Genomic DNA, 20,707 nt, shown 5'->3' on the forward strand with positions numbered 1-20,707 from the left:
GGTTCCGCTCTATGGCTTCAGCGTCAAATATTCAGCAATCGGTCCCAGCGCAACGGCCGGGAAGAACGTCAACGCTCCGACGATCAGTACGGCGCCGATAAATACGGTACCGAACAAAATATTGTCTGTCCGGAATGTTCCCGCCGTCTCGGGTACGCTCTTCTTGGCGGCAAGCGAGCCGGCTACAGCCAGCATGGTAATGACTGGGAAATAGCGGCCGAGAAACATGACAATGCCGGTAGAAATATTCCAGAACGGTGTCGCGTCGCCAAGCCCTTCAAAGCCGGAACCATTGTTGGCCGCCGAAGAAGTAAATTCATACAAGGCTTGGGACAGCCCGTGAAAGCCTGGGTTGGAAATGGTATCCGGATGAGCATACAAAGCGAATGCCGTGGGCAGCAAAATCAACAGGGGACTGATAATCAGCGTGACCGCAATCAGCTTCATCTCTTTGCCCTCGATCTTCTTCCCAAGGAACTCCGGTGTTCGGCCGACCATGAGTCCGGACAGAAAGACCGCGATCATCGCATACATCAGCACGTTAATGAAACCTGCCCCCACCCCGCCAAAGACCGTATTTAGCATCATATTGCCAAGGGCAACCAGACCGCCTATTGGTGTCAGGGTATCATGCATCGTGTTCACCGCTCCGGTTTCGGTAGCCGTAGTGACAACCGAATACAGGGTGGACTGGGCAGCGCCGAAGCGCACCTCTTTGCCCTCCATCGAACCCTGCGCATGCTGGATGCCCAAAGCATTTATCACCGGGTTACCCGTATTCTCGCTTGCCAGGGAAATGCCGAGAAGAACCACAAACATCATAACCATTGAAGCAAACAGTACGCGTCCCTGCTTCCTGTTGCCTACCATTTTCCCGTAAGTGAAGGGCAGCGATGCCGGTAGCAGCAGCATGAGCACGATTTGCAGAAAATTGCTGAATCCGCTCGGATTCTCAAACGGATGGGCCGAGTTCACCCCGAAGAAACCGCCGCCGTTATTGCCGAATTCCTTAATCGACAGAAATGACGCCACAGGACCGCGGGCAATTTCCTGGGTCGCTCCTTCAAGCGTATGGGCCACCGCTGCCGGTTCCAGCGTCTGCGGAACGCCCATCGCCACGAACACGAACGCCAGCACAAAGGAAACCGGAAGAAGGATGCGGGTAATGCACCGTATCATATCTACGAAAAAGTTCCCCAGCGGCTTGCCGGAAAGAGCCCGAATGAAGGCGATGGCGCCAGCCAGGGCTGAAGCGGGAGCGGTAAACATCATAAAGATAATGCCAATCATTTGCGACAAATAAGACAAGCCGCTTTCACCGCTGTAATGCTGCAGATTCGTATTGGTCATAAAGCTAATCGCCGTGTTAAACGCCAGAGTGGGTTCCATGGATGCGATCCGGGTTGGGTTCAGCGGCAGCACTCCCTGAAAGCGGAAGATGAGGTATACCAGCAGGATCATGACCGAATTGCTTAGCAGCAGAGCCAGGGCGTATTCCTTCCAGCTTTGGTTCTCCTTCCGTATTCCCCCGAGCGCGTAGACAGGCTTCTCCAGCCAGCCGAACCAGCGGTCAAGTCCTGTTCTCTCGTAGTTGAATACTTCCGCTATATACAGCCCCGCGGGGCGGGCAAGCAGCAAGGCAATCAATACCGTTACTGCGATTGCAAGTAAAGATGTTGTGGTCACGGGAATCCCTCCTGAAATCATTGGCTAAAACTTTTCCGGGTTAATAAGCGCGTAGGTCAGGTATACAAGCAGCGCAGCTATGATGACAGCGAGTCCCCAGATCATCCCCGGTCACTTCCTTCATCAATCGTCTTGGATGCCCATTTGCAAAGTCCAATCATGAGTACAACAAGCAGCAATAGGGTGACAATCATATAAAGATCCAGCACAGTAACACTTCCTCCTCCAAAACATTAAGATATCAATGATATATCTCTTCTCCCAGCACCTGATTTACAGCCTCAATGAAAGCGCGATAGCCTCCATCTCCATCCGTCCGGTGAGGAAGCGCCAAACGCAGTATCATCTCGATCCGCTGCTGATCAAACTCATAGCTGCCAAGCAGAATGTCCCGAATTTCGTCATGAGACACTCCTTGAGCAAACTTTTGAGCTGCTTGATAGACAGCGTTGTCTTCATAACCTCCGCTTATAGTCGGCTTTACCAAATTCAGATATGCCGATACTTTTTTTGCGATGTATAGTATTACCAGCACAATGATAATTACACCCGTCACTTTGAAAAGCCCATTCATGTTTTATCCATCCTTTCTATCAAGTTCCGAAATCAGCGTAACATTCTGGCCGTTAGTTTAGGATTAGAGTTTTCTTGAAAGAAATAAAGATAATATTAAGATTTCAACCGGCCTCAAACCGCATAAAAAAACCATGCTCCAAAAGAGCATGGTCCAGGCCATCGACATTCTATATGCTATAATGAACTGTAGTCGGATAATGCGTAAGTACGGAAAATTTATATTGGGGAAGGGCGCCGGCATGGACAAGAATGCAGTTTATACAACAAACAGCTTCTATTGGGATACAAAAGGAAATGACTTTTTAGAAGCAATCGTGCTTCCTTTTTATGGAGCATTTGTCTCTGAAGAAAAATGCCAACTTTTTGGTGATGTCTCAGGAAAAAAGATGCTGGAGATAGGCTGTGGAAACGGTCAATCCTTGCAATATCAGGGGGACCGCAAAGCATCTGAACTATGGGGTATGGATATATCAGAGAAACAAATCGAAAAGGCAACGCAACATTTGACGTCGTGCGGTCTTTCAGCAAAATTGATCTGTTCTCCCATGGAAGAAGAATGTGGCATACCAGAGGATTACTTTGACTTTGTTTATTCGATTTATGCCATAGGCTGGACCACCGACCTTGAAGGTACTTTTTGCCGGATCGCTTCTTACCTAAAAAAAGACGGCGTATTTATTTTCAGTTGGTCTCATCCTATACACAAATGTGTCGTTGCAGAAAACAATATGCTTGCTTTTAACAAGTGTTATTTCGATGAATCTTGGTATTCGGTATCTCTTGATTTAGCCGGAGAAGGTGTACTAACATTATCGGACCGTAAACTATCAACCTATGTGAATGCGCTATCAAAAGCGGGATTTGTCATTGAGCAAATGATTGAGCAATCTGATGATGAAATTATGCAATCGTGGGACGATAACAGCGATTTCGTAAAAAGAGCGAAGATGTTTCCTTTAACTTTTGTAATCAAAGCAAGAAAACTATAAGAGTACAGAATAAGCATTTCCCACGCATCATTCCATAAATATACAGAAGCCATAGATCGACAGTCTAGACCATGCTCCAAAGAGCATGGTCATTTCATTTCGATTCATTTTCACTTATTCGTTACATTTTCCTTACCTGTCGCTAAAATCATCGCCAACCTGAAGCATACGGTACCCGATGCCAATATGTGTTTGAATCAACCGCAGCTGTGCGGATTTTTTTTCTATTTTCTTTCGTAGCGTCGCCATAAATACACGCAGGGCGGGCACATCGTAGGGATGGCTGCCCCAGATCGAATGCAGAATATAATTATGCGTGAGCACTTTGCCTACATTCTTGGCCAGCAGGCATAGAAGTTTATACTCGCTAGGCGTAAGGTGAATTTCTTCTTCATCCAGCCAAACGCAGCCCGCCGCATAATCGATTCTAAGCGGCCCGTTAATGAACTGGGAAGCATCCTTCTGAAGCTTATCGCTGTCATAGCGGATGCGGCGAAGACTAACCCGAAGCCGGGCCAGCAGTTCTTCCACGCTAAAGGGCTTGGTCAGGTAATCGTCCGCGCCTGCATCCAGCGCCTCGATTTTGTCCCGGTCCTCGCTCCGCGCGCTGACCACGATGATGGGAACGTTCGACCAATCCCGGACTTTTTTTATGATATCTACCCCATCCATATCCGGGAGCCCCAAATCCAGAATAATCAAATCCGGTTGTCTGGAAATTGCTTCGATAATGGAGACTTCACCTGTTTCCGCCGTGTGATATCTATACCCTTGTGTCTCCAGAGTGGTCGTAATCAATTTTCGGATCGGCTTGTCATCCTCCACGACCAGAATGAAAGGTTTATTCATACACACTCACCTCCGCAGCCTGAAGGGTAAAATAAAACACCGTCCCCCTCGGAAAATGATCTCTTACTCCAATAGTGCCGCCGTGGGCATTTACGATCGATTTGCATAGAGCAAGCCCCAGGCCCAAACCCCGGCGTCCGTCCCCGCGAATATTATCTCCGGTATAGAACATCTCAAATAACCTGGTCTTCGATTCATCCGAAATACCCGGGCCGTCATCGGACACTTCTATCAGCACCATTTGCCCGTCGCGTATTGCTGAAAGCGTAATGCATGAACCCTCTTGGGTGTACTTGATGGCGTTATCCACAAGATTGATCAGCACCTGAACGATCAGTCTGGAATCGACCCGGGCCATTAGCAAATCGTCATCTACGATTGATTGGATGCTGTGCTTCACGCTGTTGCGGTTTACATGCTGCAGGGCCTCGGAAATAACCTCCTCTATCAATTCAGCCTGAAGGTTCAGATTGATCGAACCGTTCTCAATCCGGCTGATCGACAGCAAATTTTCCACTAGATTAATCAGCCACATGGAATCGTCGTAAATGTCGGTATACAAGCCTTTTTTCTGTTCCTCGCTGAGCACATTGGAGTTGCCGATCAGTATGCCCGCATTGCCGGAAATGCTGGTGAGAGGGGTACGCAAATCATGTGAAATCGCCCTAAGGAGATTGGCACGGAGCTGCTCCTGCCGGATTTGCATGAAAATTTCCTGCTGCTGCCCGTTAAGTTTCTCCTTCTCCAGAGCAAGCCCGCATTCTCCGAGCATCGCAAACACCAAGCTTTTTTCAAAGACGTCCAGTGGTTCTTCCTGATCCATGACGATGGCCGCCACAGCAAAAACCGTTTCACCGCCGCGCACGGCATGGTAGAGGCAATGAGCGCCAAAAAAAGTATCAGTCGTCGCTCCAGCGCGCTTGTTGTTCTTGTACACCCAATCGGCAACCGCTTGTTCATTTTCATCCATATAGACCGCCGGGGTACTCCCGGAATCTTTTTTCGGAAAAATAATCGGCGCAGACAACCCTTTCTGCTGAACGGAATAAAAAATAACCGTCCGGTTCAAAAGTTTCACCATCTGGCGGGCCGTTTCATCAATAATTGCCGGGAAGTCTTGGGCTTGCTGCAATTTGCGACTCGTTTCGAGCAGCACCTCTGTGCGGTATGCCTTTTGCGCGGATTGGCTCGCTTGATCCCGTACCCGCATCGTTAAGGTACTTGTCAGAAAAGACGCAGCCAGCATGACCAGAAAGGTAACCGGATAACCGGAATCATAGACTCTTAGGGAAAAATACGGCTCCGTAAAACAGAAATTGAATACAAGTACGCTCAAAACCGACGAAAAGACGCTGTACAGCCTGCCTCTGGTTATCATGGCGTTCAACAGGACGCCGAGAATATACACCGTGACGATGTTCGCTTCTTTTAATCCGAAGTATTGAAAGCATAATCCGATGATAGTGCAGCCTGCGATAATGGCTGTGGTCTTTGCAATATCAGACGCCGAAAGATGGAGCGGCTTGGCATTCAGGTGAAATTTCCTGGGGCTCGGAGGCTGTGAGTATGGAATGATGTAAGTTTCAATATTGGGAACCAGCGCGGTCAGCTTATCGACCACATTGGATTTTGCCAATCCTCTCTTTTTGTTCTCCGACCTTCCCAGCACTATTTTGGATACTCCGCTGGTTTTGACATATTCCGCGATTTGTCCCGGGATGTCTTCCCCGTACACCGTTGCAATCTGGGCACCTAATTGCTCGGCCAGCCTCAAATTGCCCCGTAATTCCTCTTTATTTTTGGAGGCCAGCGCCATAGTTTCCGGAGTTTCCACGAATAAAGCGGTAAACCGGCCGTGAAAGGCTTCCGCCATTCTCGCCGCGGTGCGAATCACCTTTTTGTTGGAAGCTGCCGAGGAGAGACAGACCAGAATATGGTCTTTCGTGTTGTATTCATCTCTCTTGGCCTGTTCGCTGATCTGGATGGCGATACGGTTCAACTGGCTTGCTGTACTGCGTAGAGCAATTTCACGAAGGGCGGTCAGCTTTTCCCTGGTGAATAATTGGGCCTGAGCTTCTTCTGCTTCATCATTACGATAGATCTTCCCCTTATGAAGACGATCGATCAGATCATCCGGTTCGATATCGACCAATTTTACCTGGTCCGCACTGTCAAACACACTGTCAGGAATGCGTTCGTGAACGGAGATTCCGGTAATCGAGGCGACAATGTCCGTCAGGCTTTCAATCTGCTGAATATTAATCGTTGTATAGACATGAATCCCCGCCCGCAGCAATTCTTCAACATCCCGATATCTTTTTTTGTGGCGGCATCCTGCGGCATTGGTATGGCCCAGATCGTCCAATAATATGAGATCCGGCTTTCTTTGAAGCGCCAGGTCCAAATCGAATTCCTCTATCGCAGCTCCTGCGCCGGAAATTGTCAATGGTGGCATTAGCTCCAATCCTTCCAGGAGAGCCATCGTATCGGGTCTGTCATGGGATTCAATGAATCCGGCGACAACGTCAATCCCGTCCTTTTGTTCCTCTTTTCCGGCGCTGAGCATCGCATAGGTTTTTCCGACGCCCGGTGCGTAACCGATGAAAATATTCAGCTTTCCCCGTTTTTTTTCTGCCGGTATGCCTTCCATTCCAAGCCCGCTTTCCGATAATCCTTATTCTATCTTCTTCTAGTTGTTAGTATAGCATGCGCAAAATCAGCATCGTATTACGACTTTGGGCGTAAGCATTAAGATTGCATTAAGAAAAATGAAAGCTATTTTGCCAGTAAATCGGTGTCTTCTTCCGCATACCACGGATTAATATGGATTAATACTTCCTGCACATTTTGATGCCGCTCCATAATTGTTTGTTTTATTTTGCGCGATATATCATGCCCTTCCTGAACACTAAGATGCGCGGGAATCCCGACACGTATATCGATAATAACGTAGGTTCCATGCTCTCTTGCCCGGATACGATCAATACGCATAACCTCCGGCACCGAAAAAACAAGCTCCTCATATTGCAAAAGCTTTTCCGGCGCTACCAATTTGTCCATCAGGATATCCACAGCTTCCTTGCCCATGTGGTATGCGAGCCTGATAACAAAGTATGCAACTAAAATACCGGCCAGCGCGTCGCCATAGCTTAGTATTCCAATGCTGTATTTCTCGCCGATCAGCGCGGCTCCGATTCCTGTAACGGCCGCAATCGATGCATACACATCGGCTAAATGATCGTAGGCAGTCGCGATCAGACTTTTGCTATTTTCTTTTTTTCCAAAATGAATGCAGTAAAAGTACAGACATTGCTTCCAAATCAGAGAAATGGCCGCAGCAATTAGCGCGATATAGCTTGCTTCAGCAGCAGGGTGTAAAAACGACTCAATGGAATGGTAAGCAATGAACAAAGCCGCAAATAACATGATGATCGCTACCATTGCGGAACCGATGATCTCTGCACGGCCGTGCCCGTATGGATGATCCGAGTCTTTAGGTTTCTTCGCAACCTGCGCAGAACCCAGTGCAGCTATTGTTGCGATAACATCCCCTGCATTATGTACGCCATCGGCAATTAATACCTGGCTGTTAAATAAAAAGCCCACAATGATTTTGATACCCGTTAATAATAAATTACTAATTAAACTGATCCAGATTGCTATAATATTTGCTGATCGACTCAGAGTAGTCATAACGAAGCCCCCCATTATAATTCACCAAAACATGCCTTACCCGTGTGCTTCCACCACTAGATTGTCCATATGCATAAAAAATTCCCTGCGCCATATTTGTTGCTCAAAGGAAACAAAAAGTCCTAAATCACGTAGGATTTAGGACTTTGGAATTTATATGATTTTGTGTTAGCCGATTCATTCATTTAAAGCACCACATTTCAATCATTTTGACCATTGAATTACTTTAACATGGCTTGATAATCATTGCAATGCTTGAATTCACACTTTTTGTCATGATTATTGTGCCACGTCGTCGTGATCTGTTCCCGTAATGACGGTGTACCACGCTTCAACTTCTTCTTGAAACTTGGCTGTTTTTTCAATGTAACGGGACAGAGTGTCGTTGCCGAGCGGCAGATGAACCGGGGGCTGTTCGGCATTTGCCAGACGGATGAAAGCCTGCGCGAGCTTGGCTGGATCACCGGGCTGTTTTTTGTTCACTTCTATGGCGAAGCTTCTCATTGCTCCCACCGTGTCCGCATAATCGTCAATGACATTCGACGTTCTGGTCAAAGATGACGTATCCAGAAAATTCGTTCTGGAAGCTTCTTAAGTTAGCTTAACTTCTGTTTGGTTCAGTATTATACAGGCAGACGATAATAAGGCAAAGTGACCGACGGCCGAAAACCCAGCTTTTGCGCCAAATTGTACGACCCTTTGTTTTCCAGTCGGCAGGCCCATACCGGCTCCAGATTACGCTCCAGACAATAGTCGATTAGCGCAGAGCATACGGAGGTGGCATATCCTTTTCCCCGGTGGGTATCTGCCGTCTCGATTCCAATCTCAAGCTGACTGGCTGTCAGGAAGGCTGAGAATGAGGAAGAAGCGACTTCTCCCTCCGACAACAAGGAATAACCTACACCCTTCTCGGCAAAATGCTCGGCATCCCGCCAGAAATAACGAGGAACTACCGAGCCGCTTTGGGCAAAAAACAATTCTTTGGTCAGACTGACTACTGGCTCTTCGTGCTTTTGAAAGTCCCGCTTCGCATTCAGGTAGGCGTCACGGTCAAAGCTGAAGTTGACTCTGGTGTTTCTTTGAATCTTTTTCATTTCCAAATCTTCGGGCGACAAACCGCGATTCTCAAGACTGTCGTTATGGGAGGTCAGCATCGAATCAATGACCCTGCTCCATTCTCCGGCCGGATCGGCCTGCAGCCATTCCATCTGCTGCCTTGCTGCTGATTGATTCGTTATGTAATCATATAGTCCGTGAGTGAATGAATCATCTCCCGAATCACCGAACAACAGTGACATTCTATAGGGATGAGCTACATAAAATGCACGGGGATTCTCCCGGGAATCTACATAGACATGGCCTGGAATATGTTGCCTCAGTACCACTCCGGCAAACATTGTGTTGATTTTCACTTGGTCAAGCAGCGGCAGCGCTTTGTAATAATCCTCGCGTGCAAGCTCAATCATCATTTGTCCCCCTCTCAATACGGCTAAGCAGATTAAAGCGCCAGCGGCAATTAAAACAAGAAATGCTTCCGGGTTAAGTAAAATTATAGAATATTTTAACACTTTAAGTCTGTTCCGTCGACGCAAAATATATTATTTATTCATTTGAACGTTACTTTACTTTTTTCAACGGGTACCTATCGGTGGCGATCAGCTTAATATCTGTTAATTTGTTTAGCACGCTGCTTACCATGGATGCCATCAATTGTTGAACAAGCATGGCTATACAAACGGGCAGCGCCGCGGCTGCCGGCAGGAACGTAGTCGCAATTACCGCTCCAGCGCTTATGTTTCGCATTCCAACCGTATAAGTCAGTGAAATCGTGACCCCGGCTTCCTTCCTCCATCCCCATCGGCCTGTCGAGTATCCGAATAGGTAGGCGATGAGTGTAAGAAGGATCACTGTGGCAAGAATCAAGGCAAGCTTCCATTCAAAATGAATGAAGAACGGAGCAACGAATGCCCCGTTCAGCGCAACAACTCCCCCGAGTGCGATCTTGGAAAATGGTGCGAGCCGGGGCTTCCATACCCGCTCTGCCTCTCCCCGGGTCACATGATTGATGAACATGCCAAGCAGCGACGGAAACACGATCATGAGCAGGAGCTTCCATACCATCCCCAGCGCATCGATATGCAACTCCGAAGCAAACAGGAGAGACAGCATCCCTGGGACGACGAACGGAGCAAGTAGCGTATCCAGCAGGATGACCGCAATGGTCAAGGTCACGTCTCCGCCTTTGAGCGCTACCCAGAATAAGGTCGTAACGCCTGTCGGAATGGCGGTTCCAAGCACCAGGCCGGTAATCGTCTCAGCATCCCCGCCAAAGAAAGTCATCCCAAACAACCACGCAACAAGCGGCATTACAAAATGTAGTAGAATCAGAGCGCACAATATCGGCGCCGGTCGCCGGAACACCCGGACGAAATCTCTGGAGCTTGTCCCCAAACTTCCAGCCAGCGTCATAAAAGCAAACAACCAGGTGGATAAATAACCGTAAGGCTTTAACCAAACGGTGAACAGCATACCGGCAATCAAACTCGTGGGGGTAATCCATGGCATAATTCGGTCAAACATCCGGTTTACAGTGGTCAGCATGGGGTCGTTCCTATAATCATTATTTATTTCCTCCTTCACCTTCCGGAATGAAATAACCGAATGAATGAATCGATCAGACAATGCGGATTCTCTTCTGTGGAACTCAATTGGGGAACAAATAGCGTTCCGATAAAGAATGGATGTCCTTGTAGTTCGACAATTCTTGGCCTTCCTTCAATATCAGTGCCTACAATGCTTAATCCCGCTTCATGAATCGGTGCTTCATATTCCGGGTTTAGCCCGTAACTGCATCTGAATTGTTCGATTACCGTTTGTTTTTGATACATGTTAGAAACCATTGAAGGACTCTTGATATGGATTTCCCCTTTTTGACCAACCAATGAACAAGTAAGTTTACTGATCACCAGACTAGAAGCATTCGGGTTTCGTTCTTCATGATCAGCATCATCTATCCTTAATTTGTTTTTAGCATACTCGAGGATTATATTTTGGAATCCGCCGCAAGTTCCTATTAATGGAATGTTATGTTCACGGGCATAATTAATAATTTGTAATACTCCGCTTACAGATTCAGGAACACCCGGAGCGATCCAGAAACCTTTATAGTTCTTTTTGATCGTATCTAGCTGTTCAGGAATAGATGCTGTTGGAATCCAGTCATACTCCATTGGGGCTTTATTTTTCTTAATGGAATGGGTTAATGCTTCATTTGTGGCCTGCTGTGAAGGATAGCCCGGATTATAATCGCCAACAATACCAATCTTCATATGGAAACCTCACCTTCGTCCGCGGAAAGTTCGGCGCAGATCCTCGACCCATTTGTCCGGAATTTCCCAAGGGATAAAGTTTACGCCCTGCTCGTGGGCAGTAACGTTGACATGTTTGTACCAGGGAGCGCGGTCTGCCAAGGGAAATTCTGGACGCGATAGTGTTCGTAGGGTTCTTCCTTTTTTAATAAACCAGCCAAATCCGCCCGTTCTCATAGATCTGAATATCCTGGGACGAATGAAGGAAGTCCGATCCACTCGCATATCCGGTCTCTTTCATCTTCCGCCTGCCCTCTTCCCAACTGGAGCGGTCATGGACAATGGTGTAACAGTATACGATTTGATCGTCGTCTTCGTCTTCTTGCGATCCCAGGTATACCAAATCTTCGCCAAACAGCGATTTCAGATATTCCCTGCCCTCCGCATGCGAATGAAACCTCGGAAGAGCCTCTTCGAACTGCCGGGACAGCATCTTTCGATTGCCGGAAAGGGTATAGTAGCGGTCTAACTCCTCTTTATTGATCACATCATTCGCCTCCATTACCAAGTATGGTTTTTAACAAAATATCACTTGGCGCTGCGGCGCGCAATCCATGAGCGTAGAATGACGTTACAGCTCAATCACTTTTGTGGCAATATTGTTGCAAAATTCCCGGTCATGCTCCACAAAAAGAAGGGTCGGCGAATGTTCAAGCAGCAGCTCTTCAATTTGCATGCGGGAGATCACATCAATGAAATTCAGCGGTTCGTCCCAAATATGCAAATGAGCGTGTTCGCAAAGACTTTTGGCAATGAGCACCTTCTTCTTTTGGCCGCCGCTGTATGCGGATATATCCTTTTCAAACTGATTTCTCGAAAAATCAAGCTTTCTTAAAATCGATTTAAACAGGCTTTCATCAATCCCGTGGGTTCTGGCGTAATCCGATAAATCACCCTGTAAATGGGAGGTATCCTGTGAAACATAGGATATTTTAAGCTGGCTTCCCTTTCGGAACGTACCCGTATAGCTTAGTTCCTCGCCACAAATCAGTTTGAGAAGGCTGGATTTTCCGGAGCCGTTCTTCCCTGAAAGCGCGATTCGTTCACCCTGCTCAATCGTAAAACTAATATCCTGGCATACCCGCTTCTCGCCGTAGTATATCGATACCTTGTCAAGCTCGACAAGCCGGCTTTTATGATAGACAAGCTGTGACATCTTCAGGCTGTCAGAGCTTTCCACATTTTTAAGAAGCTTGGACTTCTCCTCCAGCGCCGATTGCTGTCTGTGCTCCATCGTTTTGGAGCGTTTCATCATTTTGGCAGCCTTGTGGCCGATGTACCCTTTATCTACCTTGGAACCGGAATTTCTTGTGCCGTTTTTCGTTTTTTCAACCTCGTCGGACCAGCCGCCCGTTCGTTTGGCCGAATCCGATAAGCGTTTAATATCTTTTCGCAGCTTGTCGTTCTCTGCTAGCTCGAAGCGATCCTGTCTTTGTTTATTTTCCCACCAGTCCGAGAAATTGCCCTTATGAATTTCAATGTTGGTCTTGTTGATGGCAAGAATGTGGTCCACGCTGTTATCCAGGAACGACCGGTCGTGAGACACCAGAATAAACCCGCTTTTGCTGCTCAGATAATCACTGACAATCCTTCTTGCGTCCATGTCCAGGTGGTTCGTAGGTTCATCAATTAACAGAAAGCTGTGCTCCTTCAAAAATAGTGCAGCCAGCAGCACCTTCGTCTGTTCTCCGTTCGACAGTGAATCAAACGGCCGGTACAGCACATCCTCCGATACGTTCAGCAATGAAAGCTCACGCTGTAATTTCCAGTGAAGATAGTCCGGAACAATCTCCTCAATGACATCATAGGTAAGATTCTCCTTGTTCTCGACTTGGAACGGAAAATATTCAAAATTAACATTCGCCGAAATGGTTCCGCTATACTCATATTTACCGAGCAGCAGGTTCAGAAAAGTGGTCTTCCCTCTCCCGTTTCTTCCCGTAAAGCCCAGTTTCCAATCGGTATCGATTTGAAAGCTTACGTTCTCGAATAGGTTATCGTAGCTGCCATCATAGGCAAACGTCAGGTTCGTAACATTAATTAATGACATGGAATCATCCCCCTGTATCCAAAAAAAATAGAAAAAGCTGCAAGAAAGTACCTTTCTCGCAGCTCAAATAGATACAGCAAATCCAGCCCGTTACGGGTCAGGAAAAGGGATATCGTCCGAGCTGAAAAGGTCTGGTAACTTTCTTGCATAAATAAAGAATAAAAACACGCGAAAAAAGTTCGCTTGATTGTTTTCCATTCTTAAGCAAGAAAGTTATTACATTATCCTTTTCAGCTCCATTCATTAAATTAGGTGTATATTACCATAACCATTTTTTAATTTCAACACTATTAATTCAAATGTTGAACCAGCTCGCTCAAAGCTTTTGTCAACTGATCGTTAAGCCCAGTCAGGACCTGTTTATCGATTGGACTCTTTTGCGAGCCGGCGACTTCCGGATTCAGACTCTCTTCAATCGCTTCATAAAGCTCGGTACTATGCGGCGGTACGCCATCTTCAAACGTTTTCCAGGTATCTTCTAAGGTTTGAGCAAGTTCTTTCACTTTAGCATCATTGCCAGCCGCTATTTCATTTTTAATTTGTCCGGTAGTCGTCAGCATTTGGTTTGCACCGGCTTTGACCTCTTCTGCAGGAATCAGCTTGGCGGAAAGTTCAAACAGCGTTTGAATAAGTTGTTCATCAATTTTCAATACCGCTTCTTTATCAATCGTCGCTGCTTTTGTTGCGGCAACAGCCGGGTTAAGACTTTTCTCTATTTGGTCATAGAAGTCCGGGTATTTCGGTTTTACCCCATCCTCAAATGTGGCCCATACTTCTTCAAGCTCAGGTCCCACTTCTTTTATTTTCACTTGATCGCCGCTATCAGCGGCCTCTTTCAATTGTTTTGCAGTCGAAAGCAGTTCCGCCGTCCCATCTTTCACCGATACCTCGGTTGCTGATTTTTCTTGTGCCGAGGAGACTCCCTCCTCGTTTGATTTTGTGCCGCAGGCGGAGAGAACTGTAGCACATACAGTTAATGCAACAACGGAAAACACAACTTGCTTCTTCATTTTTACGACCCCCGGATGATATTAAGTATTGGCTGTACGAGTTGAACTTTTTATTTTGCCCCTTACCACGACAATGATGGCCACGGCAATGATCAGGATTTGCGGAATTGCACTCTCCCAGGAAGGGAAGAAAGCAAGGAACCTAATGCTGGGAAGCACCGAACTATTTGTCGTCGGGATCGCACCCGCTAGCTGCAGACTATTGATGCCTAGACCGGCAAATTTTATGCAGAGATAAAGAACGATTAAGCTTGAAGTAAGGAAGAATGGCCGGATCGGAAGCTTTGCACCGATATACAGCATGATAAAGGCGACAACACCTAGGACACCGAACCCAACCATTATCCCGAGTAAAAGCTGCTGAGCGCTGATTTGATTAGCCATGCCAATAATGAATAGAACCGTTTCGGTTCCCTCGCGGAACACCGCCAGAAAGGTCAGGATACCAAGAGATACGATATTACCGGTGCTTAACGCCGTTTGCGTTTTTTCCTGGATATACGTATTCCACTGCTCTAAATTTGATTTACTATGCAGCCAGTAACTCATATAAAGCAGCATTACAGCCGCAAATACGCCGGTCCACCCTCCAATCAGGAAGTTGTTATTTCCAAATGCCCCGGAAGAAAATACATATTTGACAATAACGGCAAGCGCCGCACTGACAATAAGCCCAACCATAACGCCAACCCAAATCCACAACTTGCCTTTTTGATCTTTCGATTTTTTCACATAGGCAAGAAGAGCACCAACCACAAGCAGAGCCTCCAGCCCCTCACGGATTGGAATCATTGCCGCATCCCAAAGTGTATAGGTTGATTTTTGTGAGAGAGGGGTAAGGTATGTAATCATATCAGTCAAAAGACTTGCTGCATCTTCATACTTATGATCAGTAATCATTGCGTTTGCGACAACCATATCACGCTCTGTATTACTGTAAACCGTTGAAGACTGGGCGACCACGTTCCCCTCCACACTTAGCCAACTCTCCCGTACCTTGCTTATCGCGTTAAGCGATGAAACCTGGTCTTGCTGTTGAACAGCATTTTTAGTTTGCTCCAGGAGGCTTACGAATCCGGCAAGCGTGATATCCGCTTCCTTTACATTTTCGACATTTGCAAATTGACCGTTTGTGTACTTGTCGAGCACTTGCTGCAAGCTCACCAGTGCCGTGATGGCTTCATCTTGCTTATTTACCAACAGCTCATATTCAACTTGACCCATTTGAGTCTCGATGTCTTTATAGGCGGCCAAGGAGTCTGATTTAACACTGTCCTCTTCGTCCATCCATTGATCGTGAAATTGCTCGTAGACTGGCTTCGCTTTGCTTAGATCCTGTTTGGCTAAATCTATCGCTTGAGCAATTTTATTCTTGGCTTGCTTCATATTTTCCACGCCTTGACTCGCAGCAGCCACTTGCTTTGGCAGGAATACCAGGACAATTAGAAGCGGAATTAACAACGTTATTATTCTTAATTTACGCAACGGTTAGCCTCCTTTCATTAATATTTTCATATTGAGAATGATTATTATTACCGATCTCGCTTCAGTTTACTTGAGAATGTTTCTCAGGTCAATCCCCGTTGAAGATAAATATTATCCTCTAGTCTCACCTCATACGTATATGGCCTCCATGATAAAAAGGACAGGAACTACCCGCTTTGGAGTAGCATCCTGTCCAGCTTCATCTATTATTTGATTTTAACGGTCCCGGTTCACCAAATAATCCAGCAAATGCTTCAGAAAATCGGTATTCCGGGGCACCTCTCTCAAAGCTTCAACCGCCAAGCAGTAGTGCTCCCACATCTCTTTTCTGGCGCCATCCAGTCCGAGGACGGATACAAAGGTCGAACTGTTGTTATCCAAATCCTTGCGGGTAGGTTTGCCGAGTACTTGCCGGTCGCCTTCCACATCAAGCAAATCATCCTTAATTTGAAAGGCAATACCCGCATGATACGCGAACTTCTTCAAACCCGCGATTTCATCATCTTCCACTTGAGCAAGAATAGCCGGCATCACCAGCGAGGCTTCAAAGGCAGCTCCGGTTTTGTAAAAACACAGCATGTTCAATTCTGCAAGCGTCAATGCTTTGCCTTTGGATTGCAGATCCATCGCCTGTCCCCTGCAGATTTCTTCCGCCTTCCCCGCCGAATAATGCATCAAGGCAAGCACGGCCTTCGCATCGAACCGGTCAAGCGACGCTTGTTCTTTGATCGCCCTCTGAATCAGAAACAGGCCGGTTAATTCCGCTGTTGCGCTGTCATACACCTCATGCAGGGTTGAACGTCCTCTGCGGGTTGACGCATTATCCTGGGACGGCAGATCGTCGAAGATCAGGGATGCGGTATGCATGTATTCAAGCGATCTCAGCAGGGGCGCGATGGCCGAAGGGTTCAGTCCATATTCGTTAACGCCCATAACCCAGGTCAAAATCGGACGCAATCGCTTCCCGTCCCCTTCAAGACTGTAATTCGCAGCATCGGTGAGCGTATCTTTCATCGGCTGAGTCTCGTTATTCTGCCCTATGGGCAGCAGACTGTTGATCTGATCGCGGACTGTCCTAACTGTAGCCTGAAAATCTTCCTTTTCCTGCCGGTCTTTTTTCAAAAAGGCATTCATCTGATCCCGCAGCAGCTTATCGAAGAAATCCACGTCCTCAGCCTTTCGGACCATCTGACCCACGAGATGATGGAATTCGAGATTGCCGGAAGCAAATATGTCCATGATTTCGTTATACTTGTCATCGCCCAAGCGTTCTTTGCAGCGTTTCAGGCCATTGATGGCACGATCCAGGATCACCTCACGGGTCTTGGCGTCAGAGCGGAAGACGTTATGAATCAGATGGCAGATGACCGTCCAGTATAATTCGTAAGGGTTGACCAGATCCTGGCGCTGGTTACGGTACTTTAAATAATACGTATAGGGTGTTACCGCGCCGCCCTCCATATCGTCGAACATATCCGCAAAGTCGTCGGCCAGCTGGTTGTAGATACCATAGTAAAACGTGCGATGATCAAAGCCTTCATCCACTTCAGCATGGATTACGGAACGGACGATCAGCCGGGAGGATGCGGATTTTAAGATGACGGGGATATACAGCTCTTCATTGGTGTAATTGGCGCAGTTCAGGTCCTTATCGCGGTCGATATCCTGAGATTGAAAGAACACATACGACTGCTCAAAAAACGTGCTTACGGTCTCCGGTCGCTGAAGGCCCTTAATATATTCAAAAGCATCCCGGAGCTCGGAATGGACGTATCGAATGAATTCAACATTTTCGCCGGTCCACCCGCCAAGCTCCGGCACGATTCCGGTGAGAAGCGCGGTTCGGATCATCCGGGAATACCGTTCTTTCTCTCCGGCGGTCAAGAGCTGGGAATCGAGCAGATCGTCAATAAAAGGATAGGTCAGACCGTAGGAATACCCTAGCCGGATGGCTTCATCCAGTCTCCTTGAACGTTCCGCAGGCGGCGTCTCCTCCCCCATTTCTTCTATCACATGCAGAACAACCCCGAGAATAATCTTGATCAGTTTACGCTGGGCTTGCTCGGCATTCAGCTCTTTCGGAATATGGACAGAGACATTCCCCAGCTTGTCGATCACCCAAATCGCGGCGGTCTCAACGCCTTCCTTCTGTGCCCATCGGTAAAATCCGGCCAGGCTCAGAAAATCGGGCTGTTCTTCCCGGTTTGTTCCGGTGGAATGAAGCAAATGGGTTTTGATGCCGGTAACCACCTGACGAATCCGGGCCTTCGTGCCGGGAGAATCCATGGCTTTGCCAAGATCTCTCATGTAAATGTAGGATACGCTGCGATCCAGATAATCGTCGAGTTTGCCCGTATAATTCAGCCAACCGATATAGCGGTGATAATCCCGGGTGTCCGGCTTTTGCTTTCCGCGAGAAAAATAGGTCCACCAGGAACGATGACGCACATGTTTTCGTTTCCAGACTTCAATGTCTTCGGTCAGGACAGGGACATACGTCTTCTCCTTCACCTGCCCGTGTAGAGATGAAAAATACTGAGCAGCCTTCTGCTCAGCGAGCCGATACCTTGTATCGGAATAATTTGTAAATTCAACACTCATAAGGTTACATTCCTCTGCTTCTATTTAGTTAAATCGGCGCATGGTCATACTTTTAAATACGGGAAAAAAATTTTTTGGTTACCAAAATAAAAAGGCATGTTTATGCCGGGGGAACCGGGACACAAACATGCCTCTATATATTGCTAAATAGCTTTTAGTAAAAGCTCCAATTCATTGGCGACGACGAACAAGCTTGCACGGTCTTCAAATTCCTTGCGGGACTCCGGCATGGGGAGAAGCTTGTGATACTGTCTTATTTTACATAAATCCTCATGTAGACCCGGACTCCATCCGGACTGGCGGAGACTATTGCTCAGAGTGAGCAGGAATTCGCCGATTCTCTCCCGCTGCTCCATCTGAACGGTAATCCGGGATACGTAAGGCATCATCCGGGCAAGCGCGTCATACTGCTGTTCTCGCTTCTCAAAATAGGGAGAATAGAGTTCGTCCTTGCCAAGAATATGGTTCTCGTTATAGAGCAGCACCAGCGACTTAGCCCTCTTGAACACTTCCGAAAGCCGCTGCATGGCCTTGACATCACAAGGTCTATTTCCATCCTTCAAATAAGCGGCGATTTCCTGCAATTGAGCCTGGAACAGCAGCTCGACCTCGTCCTTGCAGCGATTCAGCTGCCGCTCGATGTTCGGCATATACGCGTTGATGATCAGCGCTGTACCGAGGCCTACCAGAATGACGAGAAACTCGTTGGCAAAAAACGCAAGCGATGCTTCCTTATGCATATAGACATGCATCACAATGACTGAGCTGCTGGCAATCCCCTCCTGAATCCGAAGCCGAACGCATAACGGGATAAAGATCAGCATTAGAATCAGAAACGAATAGGGAAAATAACCAAAGATGAAAAAGACGCCGGTCGCGAAAAACATGCCAAGTATACAAGCGAAAAAACGGCTTACCGCCGCTTGTATGGATTTGCGGCGCGATTTCTGAATGCACAAAAGCGTAAGGATGCCGGACGAAGAAAAATACTGCAGGTGCAGCAGTTGGGACACCATGACGGACAGGCTGACGCCTACCGCCGTTTTAAGTGTCCGCAGCCCGATTTTTAGCGTGGGCAGCCTCCATTTTAACCGATGAATTCCGCTGTTTATATCCACCCTCTCCATTTCGCCGCATCCACCATTTTCTTCAACCCGACGATATAAGCAGCCAATCTCATATCGACCTTCTCTTTCCGCGAAGTCTCGTAAATCGAATAGAATGAGGAAATCAGAATGTTCTGCAGCTTGTGGATGATCTCTTCCTCCTCCCAATAGTACCCCTGATTGTTCTGTACCCACTCAAAATAGGATACGACGACTCCTCCCGCACTCGCCAAAACGTCCGGAACGATCAAAATCCCTCTATCGCTCAGCACTTTCGTGGCATGCGCCGTTGTCGGCCCATTCGCCGCCTCGATGACGATTTTTGCCTGGATATGTTCCGCGTTGGTTTCGGTAATCTGATTCTCAATTGCGGCAGGAATTAAAATATCACATGACTGAACCAATAATTCTTCATTGGTGATCCGGCTTTGGAATAAATGTGTAACCGTTCCAAAGGAGTCCCGTTTGTCCAGCAAATCATCAATATCCAGTCCATTCGGATCGTACAAGGCTCCATAAGCATCGGAAATTCCGACAATTGTTGCCCCGGCATCATACAGAAATTTGGCCAGGAAGCTGCCTGCGTTTCCAAATCCCTGGATGATCACCTTCGAATGTTTAACCTCGATTCCGAGAACTTTGCAAGCTTCCTTAAGAACGATGGTTACACCAAGTGCTGTCGACGATTCTCTTCCTTGCGATCCACCGAGTACCAGAGGCTTGCCGGTAATGAAGCCGGGAGAGTCGAATTCACGAATCCTGCTGTATTCATCCATCATCCAGGCCATCACTTGAGAATTGGTATAGACGTCAGGAGCCGGGATATCTTTCGTCGGACCGACAATCTGGCTGACTGCTCGCACATACCCGCGGCTTAACATCTCGAGCTCCCGGGGAGACATCGACCGCGGATCGCACCTCACACCGCCTTTGCCGCCACCGTACGGCAGATTGGTGATGCCGCATTTCATGCTCATCCACATGGAGAGCGCTTTGACTTCCTCTTCCGTGACGTCGGGATGAAACCGGACACCGCCTTTGGTCGGGCCGACCGCATCATTATGCTGAGCGCGATACCCGGTAAACACTTTAATCTGCCCGTTATCCATTTTGACAGGAATGCGAACCGTTAATATTCGAAGGGGCTCCTTTAATAGATCGTAACAAGATTCATCGCAGCCCATGATTTGAAGGGCCTGCTGAATGACTTGCTGTGTTCTTTGAAGTACGCCTTCTTGGGGTTCTCTCGTTTTCTCAAGGATTTGTGTACTCATCACGGTTCTCCTTTACCTCC

Annotated in this window: 18 protein-coding genes; 1 reads left to right on the plus strand and 17 read right to left on the minus strand. The window is 47.4% G+C overall.

Annotation, left to right across the window (positions count from 1 at the left end):
* Positions 1–9: 9 nt before the first annotated feature.
* From kdpA to PSAB_RS12755, 3 genes are all read right to left on the minus strand, one after another.
* Positions 10–1,686: a potassium-transporting ATPase subunit KdpA gene (gene kdpA / locus PSAB_RS12750; RefSeq protein WP_025334965.1), complete on the minus strand. Its 1,677-nt coding sequence runs from the start codon at positions 1,684–1,686 to the stop codon at positions 10–12.
* Positions 1,687–1,710: 24 nt separating this feature from the next.
* Complete coding sequence (kdpF, locus tag PSAB_RS26565; RefSeq protein ID WP_084266517.1) at positions 1,711–1,791, minus strand: K(+)-transporting ATPase subunit F; 81 nt, start codon at positions 1,789–1,791, stop codon at positions 1,711–1,713.
* A gap of 136 nt (positions 1,792–1,927) precedes the next feature.
* Positions 1,928–2,260 (minus strand): hypothetical protein, encoded by a 333-nt coding sequence (locus PSAB_RS12755; protein ID WP_025334966.1) that lies wholly within the window; start codon positions 2,258–2,260, stop codon positions 1,928–1,930.
* Positions 2,261–2,501: 241 nt separating this feature from the next.
* Here PSAB_RS12755 and PSAB_RS12760 point away from each other — a divergent pair, with 241 nt between their 5' ends.
* A complete protein-coding gene (locus PSAB_RS12760) occupies positions 2,502–3,251 on the plus strand; it encodes a class I SAM-dependent methyltransferase (RefSeq protein ID WP_025334967.1) in 750 nt (249 codons plus the stop codon).
* Positions 3,252–3,383: 132 nt separating this feature from the next.
* On the opposite strand, the gene PSAB_RS12765 is transcribed toward PSAB_RS12760, so the two are convergent.
* The 14 genes from PSAB_RS12765 to PSAB_RS12830 all read right to left on the minus strand — a co-directional run bounded on the left by PSAB_RS12765 (position 3,384) and on the right by PSAB_RS12830 (position 20,687).
* Complete coding sequence (locus tag PSAB_RS12765) at positions 3,384–4,100, minus strand: response regulator (protein ID WP_025334968.1); 717 nt, start codon at positions 4,098–4,100, stop codon at positions 3,384–3,386.
* Positions 4,093–6,750, minus strand: a complete 2,658-nt coding sequence (locus PSAB_RS12770) for a sensor histidine kinase (RefSeq protein ID WP_025334969.1) — start codon at positions 6,748–6,750, stop codon at positions 4,093–4,095. Before PSAB_RS12770 ends, PSAB_RS12765 begins: the two co-directional genes overlap by 8 nt.
* Positions 6,751–6,875: 125 nt before the next feature.
* Positions 6,876–7,793, minus strand: coding sequence for a cation diffusion facilitator family transporter (locus PSAB_RS12775; RefSeq protein WP_025334970.1), 918 nt, complete (start codon positions 7,791–7,793; stop codon positions 6,876–6,878).
* A 279-nt stretch (positions 7,794–8,072) separates the two neighbouring features.
* Positions 8,073–8,348, minus strand: coding sequence for a Rossmann-fold NAD(P)-binding domain-containing protein (locus tag PSAB_RS12780; RefSeq protein ID WP_025334971.1), 276 nt, complete (start codon positions 8,346–8,348; stop codon positions 8,073–8,075).
* Between the two features lie 68 nt (positions 8,349–8,416).
* Entirely contained in the window at positions 8,417–9,262 is an 846-nt protein-coding gene (locus PSAB_RS12785) for a GNAT family N-acetyltransferase (RefSeq protein ID WP_084266518.1), read from the minus strand.
* Positions 9,263–9,410: 148 nt separating this feature from the next.
* Positions 9,411–10,394, minus strand: a complete 984-nt coding sequence (locus tag PSAB_RS12790) for a bile acid:sodium symporter family protein (protein ID WP_025334973.1) — start codon at positions 10,392–10,394, stop codon at positions 9,411–9,413.
* A gap of 35 nt (positions 10,395–10,429) precedes the next feature.
* Entirely contained in the window at positions 10,430–11,122 is a 693-nt protein-coding gene (locus PSAB_RS12795) for a CTP synthase C-terminal region-related (seleno)protein (RefSeq protein WP_025334974.1), read from the minus strand.
* Positions 11,123–11,306: 184 nt separating this feature from the next.
* A complete protein-coding gene (locus tag PSAB_RS12800; RefSeq protein ID WP_025334975.1) occupies positions 11,307–11,648 on the minus strand; it encodes a hypothetical protein in 342 nt (113 codons plus the stop codon).
* An 84-nt stretch (positions 11,649–11,732) separates the two neighbouring features.
* A complete protein-coding gene (locus PSAB_RS12805; RefSeq protein WP_025334976.1) occupies positions 11,733–13,211 on the minus strand; it encodes an Lsa family ABC-F type ribosomal protection protein in 1,479 nt (492 codons plus the stop codon).
* 290 nt (positions 13,212–13,501) lie between these two features.
* Complete coding sequence (locus PSAB_RS12810) at positions 13,502–14,221, minus strand: hypothetical protein (RefSeq protein WP_025334977.1); 720 nt, start codon at positions 14,219–14,221, stop codon at positions 13,502–13,504.
* Positions 14,222–14,242: 21 nt separating this feature from the next.
* Positions 14,243–15,706, minus strand: a complete 1,464-nt coding sequence (locus PSAB_RS12815; protein ID WP_025334978.1) for an FTR1 family iron permease — start codon at positions 15,704–15,706, stop codon at positions 14,243–14,245.
* Between the two features lie 216 nt (positions 15,707–15,922).
* Positions 15,923–18,307: a polyprenyl synthetase family protein gene (locus PSAB_RS12820; RefSeq protein WP_025334979.1), complete on the minus strand. Its 2,385-nt coding sequence runs from the start codon at positions 18,305–18,307 to the stop codon at positions 15,923–15,925.
* Between the two features lie 143 nt (positions 18,308–18,450).
* Positions 18,451–19,434: an aromatic acid exporter family protein gene (locus PSAB_RS12825; RefSeq protein WP_025334980.1), complete on the minus strand. Its 984-nt coding sequence runs from the start codon at positions 19,432–19,434 to the stop codon at positions 18,451–18,453.
* Positions 19,416–20,687, minus strand: a complete 1,272-nt coding sequence (locus PSAB_RS12830; RefSeq protein ID WP_025334981.1) for a Glu/Leu/Phe/Val family dehydrogenase — start codon at positions 20,685–20,687, stop codon at positions 19,416–19,418. Before PSAB_RS12830 ends, PSAB_RS12825 begins: the two co-directional genes overlap by 19 nt.
* Positions 20,688–20,707 lie beyond the last annotated feature (20 nt).

This window comes from Paenibacillus sabinae T27 (assembly GCF_000612505.1).
Lineage (GTDB): Bacteria > Bacillota > Bacilli > Paenibacillales > Paenibacillaceae > Paenibacillus_AQ > Paenibacillus_AQ sabinae.

Coding starts and splice junctions, on each gene's coding strand:
- kdpF (WP_084266517.1), bottom strand. CDS start 1,791: ATGATCTGGGGACTCGCTGTCATCATAGCTGCGCTGCTTGTATACCTG.
- PSAB_RS12755 (WP_025334966.1), bottom strand. CDS start 2,260: ATGAATGGGCTTTTCAAAGTGACGGGTGTAATTATCATTGTGCTGGTA.
- PSAB_RS12760 (WP_025334967.1), top strand. CDS start 2,502: ATGGACAAGAATGCAGTTTATACAACAAACAGCTTCTATTGGGATACA.
- PSAB_RS12765 (WP_025334968.1), bottom strand. CDS start 4,100: ATGAATAAACCTTTCATTCTGGTCGTGGAGGATGACAAGCCGATCCGA.
- PSAB_RS12770 (WP_025334969.1), bottom strand. CDS start 6,750: ATGGAAGGCATACCGGCAGAAAAAAAACGGGGAAAGCTGAATATTTTC.
- PSAB_RS12775 (WP_025334970.1), bottom strand. CDS start 7,793: ATGACTACTCTGAGTCGATCAGCAAATATTATAGCAATCTGGATCAGT.
- PSAB_RS12785 (WP_084266518.1), bottom strand. CDS start 9,262: ATGATGATTGAGCTTGCACGCGAGGATTATTACAAAGCGCTGCCGCTG.
- PSAB_RS12790 (WP_025334973.1), bottom strand. CDS start 10,394: ATGCTGACCACTGTAAACCGGATGTTTGACCGAATTATGCCATGGATT.
- PSAB_RS12795 (WP_025334974.1), bottom strand. CDS start 11,122: ATGAAGATTGGTATTGTTGGCGATTATAATCCGGGCTATCCTTCACAG.
- PSAB_RS12805 (WP_025334976.1), bottom strand. CDS start 13,211: ATGTCATTAATTAATGTTACGAACCTGACGTTTGCCTATGATGGCAGC.
- PSAB_RS12810 (WP_025334977.1), bottom strand. CDS start 14,221: ATGAAGAAGCAAGTTGTGTTTTCCGTTGTTGCATTAACTGTATGTGCT.
- PSAB_RS12820 (WP_025334979.1), bottom strand. CDS start 18,307: ATGAGTGTTGAATTTACAAATTATTCCGATACAAGGTATCGGCTCGCT.
- PSAB_RS12825 (WP_025334980.1), bottom strand. CDS start 19,434: ATGGAGAGGGTGGATATAAACAGCGGAATTCATCGGTTAAAATGGAGG.
- PSAB_RS12830 (WP_025334981.1), bottom strand. CDS start 20,687: ATGAGTACACAAATCCTTGAGAAAACGAGAGAACCCCAAGAAGGCGTA.